Origin of the sequence: Corynebacterium oculi, from assembly GCF_001412105.1 — a bacterium.
In the GTDB taxonomy this organism is placed as follows: Bacteria; Actinomycetota; Actinomycetes; order Mycobacteriales; family Mycobacteriaceae; genus Corynebacterium; species Corynebacterium oculi.
In genome coordinates, this window is record NZ_LKST01000004.1 from 381,302 (window position 1) to 392,289 (window position 10,988).

A 10,988-nucleotide genomic window follows, 5' to 3' on the forward strand; every position below is an offset into this window, starting at 1 on the left:
TCTCCCACCTCTCCGCTGGCACTACGCCCTAGCATGAGAATTATGACCGTGGCACAGGAATCTCCGGGGAAGAATCATCGCAGCTGGCATCGCCGGGCTAGCAGACCCGTCACCATCTGGTTGGTCATCATCGTGCTCGTGGGGTTGAGCCATTCCGCTATCCCGGAGTACCGCTGGGTTCTTATTCATACCTTCACCCTGGGTGCCGTGACCAATTCCATCGTGGTGTGGTCTCAATCCTTCACGGAGAAGTTCCTGCACCAACGCCTCCCCGATTCCGCCCGCCCCTGGCAACTGCGCAAGGTATGGCTGCTGAACCTCGGCATCGTGGGCGTCCTCGCCGGGCAGATAGCGGGTGTCCTTCCGCTCACCCACGCGGGGGCCGCGGTGGTGGCGCTCGCCCTGCTGTGGCACGCCTGCGCGCTCAGTGCCCAACTGCGCCGGGCTCTCCGCACGCAGCCCGATCGGGTGTACCGCCTTCTGCCCTCGGTGCTCGGCTACGTGGCTTCGGCGCTGTCCCTCACCGCCGGGGCGGTGATCGGCGCGCTGCTGGCCGCCGGGGCGAAGGACAGCCCGGACTCCTCGGCGGCCGCCGATCTCCACGACCGCCTGCTTCAGGCTCACCTGATCCTCAACGTTCTTGGCTTCCTCGGCCTGGCGGCCGCCGCCTCCCTCACGGTGTTCTTCCCCGCGATCTGGCGCAGCCGCCCCACCCCATCCTCGTGGTCGCGGGCGTGGCCCTGGGGCAGCCTGCTGCTGCACCTCGGCGGCCTCATCGCGGCCGTCGCCGGGGCGCTCGTGGGGAAACCGTGGCTCACCGGAGGGGCGCTGGTGGTCTACGCCCTGGGGTGGCTTCTCTCCTGCGTGGCGTGGGCACCCCTGGTCGCCCGCGCGGGGCTGCGCAAGGCCACGTATGGGTCCCTCTCCGTCACCGCGGCGGTGCTATGGCTACTGGGCTGCCTGCTGTGGTTTGCCGCCCAGGTTTTCCGCCACGGTTCCCAGGCGGCGCTGCCCACCACCGCGCTCCTGGTGGGATTTGGTGGGCAGTTGCTCATCGGCATGATGAGTTATCTCCTGCCCATCACCATGCGCGTGCGTTCCGCCTGGGGGTTGCGCGAGACCTATCGCGGCGGCATGGTGCGCCTCACGCTCACCAACGGCGGGCTCATTCTGTGGCTGGTGGCCGAGTATTCCTGGCTGCGCGTGGGGGCCTCTGCGCTCGCGTTCTTAGGGCTGGTGGCTTTCCTACCGCTCATGGTGCGCGCGGTGCGAGCGCAAACGGGCTGCACCGCCGCTACTGCGGACAACACCGACGCCCCTCGTCCAGAGATCCCCGACGCTCGCGGCTCCTCGGGCCAGGTGGCCCTGGGGGTCTCCCTCCTAGCGCTGCTGGTAGCCCTATGTGGCGGGCTGGACGGCCCGGGTGGCGCGACCCCGCCCCCGGCATCGGTCTCAGACACGGCATCAACCACGGCAGAAAAGAATGTCACCAGGGTGAAGGTCACCGCGGGAGATATGGTTTTTGAACCCGCCAGCGTCACCGTGCCCTCGGGGAATCGCCTCATCATTGAGCTGCTCAACGGCGATTCCCAGGCGCACGATCTCAAGCTCACCAACGGGGCGCGCTCGGGGCGGCTCACCCCAGGAAAGACCACGGAGATTGATGCCGGGGTCATCACCGCCGATGTTCCCGGCTGGTGCACCATAGCGGGCCATCACGCCAAGGGCATGACCTTTGATGTGATCGTTGCCCCCGAGGCCCCGGCGGCCCCCTAAACGGCCAGATCCTCCGCCCCCGGCGCGCCCCGGGTCAGCCAATCGCGCACGGCGGCGGTGGCAAGGCAATCGTCCTCGTTGTACCGCAGGAGCAGGCGGCGGGCTGCTTCTGCATCGCCCTCGTCGAGGCTCACCGCCACGCGGTAGGCATTCACGGATTCCTCTCCGTCAAAGCCCCGATCGCGCCAGGAGAATCCCGCCTGCGGGGCCACCGTTTTCAGCCCCAACCCACAGGGCCCGGCCAGGGAGGCGGTCACGGAGTCAAACACATCCACCCATTCCTCGCTGCGGATGAAGTCGCGCACCTCCGCCTCCGTGGGCCCGCCCTTGAGCCTGCGTGCCGAGGAGCGCAGCCAGTGGTTTTCCCCGTGGCGGACGTAGCAATATACCCTCAGCGTCTGCCCCTGGGCGTGCGCCTGGGCGCGTCTTTCCATGAGACAACACCAGAAGTCCGCAAAGTTCCGGGCCTCCGCCTCCCCGCCCAGGGGCTCCCAGGTGACAAAGGGGCGGTATTCCCGCCCGTCAAAGGTCCCCCAGAGGTAGGCCCCCTGGTCAAGGTATGCCTCCACGTCGATGTCTATTTCCACCTCCGCGCGCGGCGGGGGTGTCACCGAGGGGCGGCGCAGCACGGGAACGCCGCGCTGCCACGCGCCCGCCAGGGCGGAGGGCTCTCCGAGGTCAGCGCGGGCCAGCGCGGTGACCGTCTCTATCCCCCGGTCCCGGAAGCGTTGTGCGCGATCTCCGGGGAGGAAGAGGCTGAGGTCGTCTGCGGCGCGCAGCATGGGTTCGCAGTGCCGCCAGAACCGGCAGGAGGCGCATTCCTTGAGCCGGCGCGGGGCCGGAGGCGTGGGGGCCTCCAGGGCGTTGTCCACGGCGTGCTGGAAGGGGGCGGTGGGGGTGAGAAACACCCGGTGGCGATCCTGGCCGATGAGCGCGCCAAGGCCGCCGCCAAGCCCGTATTCCTGGAGCGCGCGGGCGGCCAGGGCCAGCCGGAAACTATCGGAGGAGTGATACTTCAGCGTGTATTCCTCCGGGTGCGGCTGGCTAAGCCCCAGCCGCCGGGTGGAGATCACCGGGGCGCGCGCACCTGGGTGGGGGCGCGCGACGCGATGGTTGCTCACCGCCACGGGCAGGTACGTGCCCTCGGGAAGCAGGGCCAGGATCTCCACCTCGGCCCGCCAGGCGATGCCTGCGTGCGTTCCCTCTAGCACCGCCCCCTCGATCAGCGTGGCCCCCTGCGCGAGCGCTTCTAGGGTATCGAGGTCCGCGTCCGGCTGAGTGGGGTCGATGCGGATGCGGGTGAAGCGGCGCACCCGGGGGTCCCCTATGGCGGGACCAGTGGGAAGGAGGGCCGTCACCGCTTCCACGGCGGTGTGCTTACGACGCGCCCGGTGCCGCGAGGCTTCCGTGGGTGGGGTGCCGGGGAATCGGCGGCGCTGCACCTGTTTATAGCGGCACCCCTGGAGTTCCTGCGCCCTTATCGGGGCAATCCGTGACGGTTTTTCCACAATGCATAAGAGCATAAGACATGGGCGCGGGTAAGGTTGAGGCGACGAAGATACTGAAGATCACCACCAAACGACCGTGAAGGATCGCAGAACAATGGGACTCCTCAAAAACTTGAGCAAGCGCCGCGCCCGTTCCAAGGCCCAGATCAAGGCCGCCAAGACCCGCGCCAAGGCCGAGGTGAAGGCCCAGGCCAAGGCCCGCCAGCGCCAGGCGAAGCTCCTGGCCAAGCAGGAAAAGGGGCTGCTGAAGGCCGAGCAGAAGGGATTGCAGGCCAAGCGCAAGCACGAGCGCAAGATGGCGGAGAATAAGCTGGCGCAGATTCAGGCGGGCAAGTTTAACGCGGATAACGTGAAGCGCTGGACAGGGGCCGCGCGCCTGCTCACGCCCATTCTCCTCCCGCTGGCGTACCGTGGCCTGACCGCACTGCGGGAACAGACGAATTCCGCCCAGGCCCGGCGGATGGGCGTCACCTCGGATCAAATGGCGCAATTCTCCGGCTATGGCGCGCCACTGAAAGCCCGTATTCATGGGATTAAGGAGTCGCTGAAGGATTCCGGGTTGCCCTCCGGTTTTGTCCGCGATGTGGAGGATCGCCTGGAAGAGCTTTCCGCCTCTCTAGACAACGCGGAGTACATGACGGAGGAACAACGCCGCCGTGCGCACACCAGTATCGCTAGGGACATCGATCAGGTGACCAACGAGATTCAGGGCCGCCTCAAACAGCGCTAATGATTGCGTTTAGCGATATGTTTCTGGGTGGATAACTAATATTTTTCCGTTTGGCCCCTCACAACTATGTACATACACACAATACGATGTACAGTAGGAGCCACCAAGAGAAAATAGGCCGGAGGGAAGTACTCGCTCCGGCCAATCAACGGAGAGGTTATCCATGGCTCGCAAGGAAGTCACCCAGTATTTTGATGATCTGAGCGGTACCCCTTTGGACGTGAATGAGGTGAATGTGGTTCGCTTCGCCCTTGACGGCACGGACTACATCATTGATCTTTCTGCCGAGAATGCGGAGAAGTTCCGCGAGATGTTCCGCCCCTACCTGGCGGTGGCCCGCAAGCACGCCGCCCCCGTCAGCGGCCGCCGCAACAGCGGCGCGGCGCGCAACAGCAAGGCCCGTGAGATCCGCCAGTGGGCCCTTGACCAGGGCAAGGACATCGCCCTGCGCGGCAAGATCCCCTCCGAGGTGATCGAGGCCTATAACCAGGCTCACCAGAGCCGCTAATTTTTAGCCGAAAAAAGCGGTGCCCCTCGTGCCGGGCACCGCTTTTTTCGGCCTAAATCACCCCTTGCTCTCGCGCGGAAGCCACCGCCGAGGTACGGGAACGCACACCTAACTTGTCGTAAATGTGCACCAGGTGGGATTTCACCGTGGCCTCGGAAAGCATGAGTTGCTGGCCTATTTCTCGGTTAGAACAGCCATCGGCCACCAATCCCAATACCTCCAATTCCCTGGGGGTCAAAGAAGTACGCGGGGTTCGCACGCGCGTCATCAGGCGATCGGCCACCATCGGGGAAAGCGCGGAGTCTCCCTCCGCCGCCGAGCGCACCGCCGCCAACAATTCCGCCGGGGGGGCGTCCTTGAGCAAATAGCCCACGGCACCGGCCTCAATCGCGCCAAGAATATCGGCGTCTGTATCGTAATTGGTCACCACTAATACCCTCGGCGGGCGCGCCATTGCCTGTTTGATGGCGCGCGTGGCCTCCGCCCCGGTGGTCACCTTGGTGCCTTCCACCCCGGCGCCAAAGCGCAGATCCATGAGGATCACGTCAATGCCCCCGGCGTAGGCGGCGGAAATGGCGGCGTCTGCCGTGGCCACCTCCCCGATCACCTCGATGTCCTCCGCCCCATCGAGGATGGCTCGTAGCCCCATCCGCACGATCTGATGATCATCGGCCAAAAGAACCCTAATCGTTGAACGGCCCATCTAATTTTCCTTTTCCTTCCGCGCGGGGGCGTGCCTTCGCCTTAACGCCTTAGTCTAATACGTCCTTTTGCACTGGAATAGCCACTGACAGCGCCGTTCCTCGCCCCGGCGCGGATTCCACGCCGAGGGTGCCGCCTACTTCTTCGGCGCGGCGTCGCATAGCGTCAAGGCCCACGTGCCCTAGGCCCGCGGGGCGCTGGGCCACGGCCTCGGGATCAAAGCCCTGACCGTTATCCACCACGTCCAGGCGTACCTCCTCGGGTGCGTAGCTCACGGTGATCCGCGCGCGGCGGGCCTGCGCGTGTTTGACCACATTGCCCACCGCCCCCTGCGCCACGCGCAGCAGCACGGCCTCCGTTTTCATCGGCAGGGCGCGCACCTCGCCCTCGATGTCCACCTCAATGTCCATGTCCACGCTGGCCGCAAAGCTGGTGGCCACGCGGCGCAGCGCCGTTTCCAGGGAGGCCGAGGAGAGGCCCGCCGGTTGGAGCGCCGCGATCATCGCCCGCGCCTCCGCGAGGTTATCGGAGGCGGTGCGGCGCGCCTGGTCGATCCTGGTGAGCACCGGCGCGGCCGCTTCCGCGCTCAGGCCCGTGTCCCGAAGGTCGCGCTCCGCGGCGTGCAGCAGCATCTGGATGCTGGAGAGCCCTTGGGCCACGGTGTCGTGGATCTCGTGGGCGATGCGCTGACGCTCGGCGGCGATCCCCGCCGCGTGTTCCGAGGCCGCTAGCTGCGTGCGGGTGGCCATGAGCTGGTCGATGAGTTCCTGCCGCTCCGTGCTCACCTGCCACAGGGTACGGAAGGCGTAATAAATGGCCACCACCACCAGGGCGGAGACCGCCGGCCCCATGATCGCCCCCACGGTCAAGCCGTTGGGTATCTGCGCCCCGATGGCGACCACCGTGGCGATCACCACGGCCACTACTCCGCGATAATCGTCCAAAACGCGCAGATATAAGAAGAATAAGGAAAGCAGCAGATATACGCCCACGTCTGCAAGCGGCATCATCAGAATCCACAGCCCGGTAAGCCCCAGCAGCCACGTCATTTGCGCCACCGGTGGCCACCCCTCCCAGAGATCCGAACCGAAGAAATAAAGGAAGGCAAAAAGGGCACAGATAATCACGTTGATGACCGCGAACTTCAGCTCCAGCTGCACCGAGGCGCTGACCGTGACGATGAGAAGTACCGAGGTGAGCACGTGAATGCCGTTGGTCAGGCTATTTTCCCCCGGCCGCTCCGGGCGTTCCACAGTGGTCATACCCCACACGGTACGCTTAGCAGCAGTTTCCCAGCACCTCGTCACACACCACGAACTGGAAAGGCGGAATCCACCGTGCTGAACCTCTTTGTCCTCCCTATCTCGGGGATTATGAAGATGTGGCACCTGTTCTTCCATTCCCTCCTGGAACACCATGCGTGGCTACTGAGCCTCGTGGGTCTCATCATCACGGTGCGCACCCTCATCGCCCCCTTCGCCTGGATGCAGTACCGCGCCGCGCGCATCTCCGTGCTCATGCGCCCGCATCTCGACGCCGTGCGCCGCGCCTACGCCGAGCGTACCGACCGGCGCGGAATGCTGGAGGAGATGGCGCTCATCAGCAGATTGCGCAAGCGCTTTCAGTACAAGCCCGCCGCGGGTTGCATTCCACCGCTCGTCCAGCTATCAGCCTTCCTGGGCCTATATCGCCTCTTGTTGTGGATCGCGCGCCCCGCCGAGGGCATCGAGGGCACGCACCATCGCGTTGGGTTCCTCAGCGCTCACGACGTCGATTCCTTCCTCAACACCACGTTCCTGGGGGTGCCGCTGCCCGCCTACCGCGCCATGAGCCCCGAGCAGCTGGCCGACCTGGGCACCACCCGCGCCGAGGTCACCGGAATGATCGCCCCCTTCCTCGTGCTGGCCGTGGTGTTTACCGTCCTCAACACGGCGCTCTCGTTGCACCGCACCCGGCAGTCCCTGGACTACGCCTCGGGCTTTGCACTCAATATCTACAAGATCACGCTGCTCATCGCCATCGTGGTTCCCTTCATGCTGGTCTCCGCCGGGCTCTTCGGCCCGCTGCCCGTGGCCATCATCGTGTATTGGTTTGGCAATAATCTCTGGACGCTCCTCCAAAACGCCCTCATTCACCTGATCCTGCGCCGCCGCCTGCCGCTGGAGAAGGATCATCGCGCGTACTTTCAGCGCCAGCGCGAGGAGCACCAGGGGATTCGCCAGCGCGAGCGCGAGCAGCGCCGCGAAATCCGGGCGCTGCGCCTCAAGGGACTCAGCTCCAAGGAGGATCGCCAACTCGCCGCCACGAAGTCTCGGCTGCGCAAGGTGCAGCGCACGGCAGAAAAGAAACACCGCAAGGACATCGCCCGGGCTAAGAAACAGACGCGGCGCGGCATCATCGCCGAGGCCAAGGCCGCCAAGAAAGGGCAATCGGCCGGGGCCCCAGCCGCACCGGCAGCGCCTCCCGCCTTGGGCAAGCACTCCCTCGACCGGGAGTGGGCGGGCCGCATGAGGATCGAGGTGCCCGAGGAGCGTCGGGGCAGCGGCGGGCGGCACCGCAGGGAAGAATAGGCGAAGGTCTAAATGGAGTAATCGGCCGGGGGCTCCGCGAGCATCTGGCGGGCCAGCGTGCGCGCCGATTCCAGGGGTTCCACGCTGCGGGACATGCGCGAGCCCGCCACCCCGCCGTCGAGGAAGATCAGCAGGTGCCCCGCCTGGGTCTCGCTGGGGTAGCCGTTGCGGAGGGTGAGCAACTGCGTGAGCGTATTCTTACACCACTGGCGGTGCTCCATCACCGCGCGGATAATATCGTGCTCGGCCTCCGTCTCCGGCCTGGGGTACTCGCACACGGCGTTGAGAAAGTGCGATCCCCGGTAATTCTCCTCTGGCATCTGCTCGATGTACTGATCGAAGAAGGCCAGGATCTTCGCGTCCGCGTCCTGCATGTCCTTGGTGCGCTCGGCCCAGGCCTCGCGCCAGGCGGCGTCGAGACGCTCTATATAGGCCACCACCAGGGCGTCCTTGGAACCAAAGAGGGAGTACAGGGAGGCCTTAGCGACGTCCGCCTCGCGCAGGATACGATCAATGCCAATGACCCGAACCCCCTCGGTGGTAAAGAGGTTCGTGGCGGAAGTCAGCAGGCGTTCCCGCGGACTCGGGCGGCTGCGCCTGCGCGACGTTCCGGCCGCGGACTTCCGCCCCTTGGTACTGGCCACTGATTTTTGTCCTTCCCTCGCCACCGCAGAACACGTACCCCCACATAATAGACAAACCTGTCCGCTTAAGCCGAAACAACCCCGGCCCTTGTGGTCACTCCCACAAGAACCGGGGTTATCCAGGGCGGATTAGCTCTTGATTTTATTGACGATCGTCAGCAGGATCACCGAGCCCAGCACGCAGGTAAAGAAGCTGAATACACGCCCGCCACCGGCGACATCCACGCCAAAGAGGTTCAGGATCCAACCACCCAACAGGCCGCCGGCGATACCCACCAGCACGTTCAGCACCAGTCCCTGCTGGGCATCGGTGCCCTTAATCTTGGAGGCAACCCAACCAGCCAGGCCACCGATGATGATCCAGGCCATCAAACCCATGCTCAAGCCGCTCATACGCCACTCCTTATGTTTATTTTTCTGGACGAACCACCATCATAGGACACGGAGCGGACTGCAACAAAGCCCGAGAAGTTGAACCTAAGAGCATTCCCTTGAAGCCACCCCGGCCGTGCGAGCCAACTACCAACAACTGAGCGTTCTCCGCCGCGTCCACCAGGGCGCGCACCGGACGATCCCTGGTGATGACCTTGGACACCTCCACGTCCGGATACTGCTCCACGAATGGAGCCAGGCGGGAATCCAGCAGCTCGCGCTGCTCCGCCTCCACCTCCTCCCACTGCTGCTGCGCCGCAGACAAGCCCGCCAGGGAGGCCTGCACCTGCATGTCCATCCAGGTATGCACGGCCACCAACTCCGCGTCACGTGCATCGGCCTCCGCAAAGGCGTACTCCGTGGCCCGCTGCGATACCTCGGAACCGTCCACGCCGATCACCACGGGGCCGTACTTGGTGTTCTCATTCACCGGATTATCCGCGCGAACCACCACCACCGGGCAGGAGGCATGAGATACCACAGCCGCCGAGACCGAACCCATCACCATTCCAGATAGTCCGCCCAGGCCCCGGGAACCCATCACGATCATCGTGACGTCCTTGGACATCTCCAACAGCATGTCAATCGGAGAGCCCTCCGCAATGGTGTGGCCAATCTTAATCTCCGGGGCCACCTCGTGCGCGATGCCGCGAGCCTCCTCGATCTTCTCCAGCGCCTCGCTCTGGAGGTCGTCGAAAAGCTCCTGCGGGGGCACCATACCCTCCGCATAGAGGTACTGCGGCATGGTGTAACTCGACGCCAGGCGCAGCGGCACGCCCCGCTTATTCGCGGTATTCGCCGCCCAGCGCACAGCCATCTTGGCCGCCTCCGAGCCATCCACCGCCACAACGATGATTCCTTCGGCGCTCATCGCTTCCCCTTTCCTCAGACTGGACTCAACACCCCTCATATTACCCCTCTACAGTAGACGCATGGTTGCTTTTCGACGCCGACGCACACCCCCGCCGCTGCCCATCCGCGACGGTCTCAACCCCTCCCGCGCCCGCGTCCCCGAGGACAGCACCCTTACCGCCTTAGAGTTCCTCAACCACCTCATTAGCTCCCAACGGCACCGGCACCCCGAGGATAACTCCGACGCCATCCTCAACCGCTTCCACGCCGGAGACGTGCGCCTCCGCGACGGACGCGCCCTTGCACCCGACGACACCCTGCGTCCCGGCACCGACGTATGGTTCTACCGCACCCCCGCGCCGGAAACACCCGTGCCCCACGAGATACGAATCATTCACGAGGACGAACGCATCCTTGTGGTGGATAAACCCCCCTTCCTGGCCACCATGCCGCGCGGGGAACACATCACAGAAACCGCCACCGTACGACTACGCCGACATACCGGGAACAACGATCTCACCCCCGCACACCGCCTTGATCGACTAACCTCTGGCGTACTGCTCTTAACCAAAAAACCCGAGATACGCGGGGCTTATCAAGAACTCTTCTCCTCGCGCCAGGTAACAAAAACATACGAGGCCATCGCCGCATACCTCCCCGATCTCGCCGCCGCCTGCGCCGAAACCGATTCCGGCGTGGAATGGCGATCCCACATCACCAAAACCCCCGGGGAACTCCAGGCGCGCACCTGGCCCGAGCGCGAGCCCAACGCCCACACCACCCTTCTGGGCGTACAGCAGATAGGTAACTCCGGGCAGGGTGCTTACACCCTGCGGCCCCATACCGGGAAAACACACCAATTACGCGTGCACATGAGCGCCGCCGGCGTACCGATTGAGGGGGATCCCCTTTATCCGGTAGTCAGCAGGAAAGAAGAGGACTTTCACCGGCCCCTGCGCCTATGCGCGATAGGGCTAGAGTTCACTGACCCGATCAGCGGGGAGGAACGCGAATACTGGGTGTAGATATATATGGGACTGTGGTGCTGAGGGAACGAATTTACGTGGGCACACAAAAAGAGATGCAGGTGAGAAAGACAATAATATGCCTTTCTCACCTGCATCTCTTATCTATTATAGATTTTTAGTGTTGGCGGCAACCTACTCTCCCACACCCCAACGAATGCAGTACCATCAGCATGAAATGGGCTTAGCTCACCGGGTTCGAAAAGGGACCGGGCGTTTCCCCACCACCATCAACCACCAA

At 64.3% G+C, this 10,988-nt stretch carries 11 protein-coding genes and 1 rRNA gene; 5 read left to right on the forward strand and 7 right to left on the reverse strand.

Translation table 11 applies throughout. The features are described from left to right. The first annotated feature begins 42 nt into the window (after positions 1-42). Positions 43-1,776, forward strand: coding sequence for a cupredoxin domain-containing protein (locus tag Cocul_RS11410; protein WP_055123400.1), 1,734 nt, complete (start codon positions 43-45; stop codon positions 1,774-1,776). On the opposite strand, the gene Cocul_RS11415 is transcribed toward Cocul_RS11410, so the two are convergent. Next, on the reverse strand, positions 1,773-3,284 hold the full coding sequence (locus Cocul_RS11415) for a TM0106 family RecB-like putative nuclease (protein WP_245622237.1): 1,512 nt from the start codon (positions 3,282-3,284) through the stop codon (positions 1,773-1,775). The two genes, Cocul_RS11410 and Cocul_RS11415, sit on opposite strands and share 4 nt — an antisense overlap. Positions 3,285-3,378: 94 nt before the next feature. Between Cocul_RS11415 and Cocul_RS11420 the strand changes: the two genes are divergently transcribed. Both Cocul_RS11420 and Cocul_RS11425 read left to right on the forward strand, forming a co-directional pair. Then, positions 3,379-4,014: a DUF6474 family protein gene (locus Cocul_RS11420; protein WP_055123402.1), complete on the forward strand. Its 636-nt coding sequence runs from the start codon at positions 3,379-3,381 to the stop codon at positions 4,012-4,014. A gap of 163 nt (positions 4,015-4,177) precedes the next feature. Next, positions 4,178-4,522: a histone-like nucleoid-structuring protein Lsr2 gene (locus Cocul_RS11425; RefSeq protein ID WP_055123403.1), complete on the forward strand. Its 345-nt coding sequence runs from the start codon at positions 4,178-4,180 to the stop codon at positions 4,520-4,522. 52 nt (positions 4,523-4,574) lie between these two features. Here the strand turns inward: Cocul_RS11425 and Cocul_RS11430 are convergent, their stop codons facing one another. Then, positions 4,575-5,225: a LuxR C-terminal-related transcriptional regulator gene (locus Cocul_RS11430; protein ID WP_055123404.1), complete on the reverse strand. Its 651-nt coding sequence runs from the start codon at positions 5,223-5,225 to the stop codon at positions 4,575-4,577. Between the two features lie 49 nt (positions 5,226-5,274). Further along, entirely contained in the window at positions 5,275-6,486 is a 1,212-nt protein-coding gene (locus tag Cocul_RS11435; protein ID WP_055123405.1) for a sensor histidine kinase, read from the reverse strand. A 75-nt stretch (positions 6,487-6,561) separates the two neighbouring features. Between Cocul_RS11435 and yidC the strand changes: the two genes are divergently transcribed. Beyond that, a complete protein-coding gene (gene yidC / locus Cocul_RS11440) occupies positions 6,562-7,794 on the forward strand; it encodes a membrane protein insertase YidC (RefSeq protein ID WP_055123406.1) in 1,233 nt (410 codons plus the stop codon). Between the two features lie 8 nt (positions 7,795-7,802). On the opposite strand, the gene Cocul_RS11445 is transcribed toward yidC, so the two are convergent. The 3 genes from Cocul_RS11445 to Cocul_RS11455 all read right to left on the reverse strand — a co-directional run bounded on the left by Cocul_RS11445 (position 7,803) and on the right by Cocul_RS11455 (position 9,741). Beyond that, positions 7,803-8,438: a TetR/AcrR family transcriptional regulator gene (locus Cocul_RS11445; RefSeq protein WP_055123407.1), complete on the reverse strand. Its 636-nt coding sequence runs from the start codon at positions 8,436-8,438 to the stop codon at positions 7,803-7,805. 129 nt (positions 8,439-8,567) lie between these two features. After that, positions 8,568-8,831 (reverse strand): GlsB/YeaQ/YmgE family stress response membrane protein, encoded by a 264-nt coding sequence (locus Cocul_RS11450; RefSeq protein ID WP_055123408.1) that lies wholly within the window; start codon positions 8,829-8,831, stop codon positions 8,568-8,570. 16 nt (positions 8,832-8,847) lie between these two features. Beyond that, complete coding sequence (locus tag Cocul_RS11455) at positions 8,848-9,741, reverse strand: universal stress protein (RefSeq protein ID WP_055123409.1); 894 nt, start codon at positions 9,739-9,741, stop codon at positions 8,848-8,850. A 61-nt stretch (positions 9,742-9,802) separates the two neighbouring features. Here Cocul_RS11455 and Cocul_RS11460 point away from each other — a divergent pair, with 61 nt between their 5' ends. Continuing rightward, the gene (locus Cocul_RS11460) at positions 9,803-10,747 is read left to right on the forward strand and encodes a pseudouridine synthase (RefSeq protein WP_055123410.1); all 945 of its coding nucleotides are present in this window, start codon (positions 9,803-9,805) and stop codon (positions 10,745-10,747) included. Between the two features lie 123 nt (positions 10,748-10,870). Here the strand turns inward: Cocul_RS11460 and rrf are convergent. Then, positions 10,871-10,988, reverse strand: a 5S ribosomal RNA gene (gene rrf / locus Cocul_RS11465).

What these genes read in the sequence shown, in the direction of transcription:
- Cocul_RS11410 (WP_055123400.1), top strand. Translation starts at nt 43, where the DNA reads ATGACCGTGGCACAGGAATCTCCGGGGAAGAATCATCGCAGCTGGCAT.
- Cocul_RS11430 (WP_055123404.1), bottom strand. Translation starts at nt 5,225, where the DNA reads ATGGGCCGTTCAACGATTAGGGTTCTTTTGGCCGATGATCATCAGATC.
- Cocul_RS11455 (WP_055123409.1), bottom strand. Translation starts at nt 9,741, where the DNA reads ATGAGCGCCGAAGGAATCATCGTTGTGGCGGTGGATGGCTCGGAGGCG.
- Cocul_RS11420 (WP_055123402.1), top strand. Translation starts at nt 3,379, where the DNA reads ATGGGACTCCTCAAAAACTTGAGCAAGCGCCGCGCCCGTTCCAAGGCC.
- Cocul_RS11460 (WP_055123410.1), top strand. Translation starts at nt 9,803, where the DNA reads ATGGTTGCTTTTCGACGCCGACGCACACCCCCGCCGCTGCCCATCCGC.
- Cocul_RS11450 (WP_055123408.1), bottom strand. Translation starts at nt 8,831, where the DNA reads ATGAGCGGCTTGAGCATGGGTTTGATGGCCTGGATCATCATCGGTGGC.
- Cocul_RS11435 (WP_055123405.1), bottom strand. Translation starts at nt 6,486, where the DNA reads ATGACCACTGTGGAACGCCCGGAGCGGCCGGGGGAAAATAGCCTGACC.
- Cocul_RS11425 (WP_055123403.1), top strand. Translation starts at nt 4,178, where the DNA reads ATGGCTCGCAAGGAAGTCACCCAGTATTTTGATGATCTGAGCGGTACC.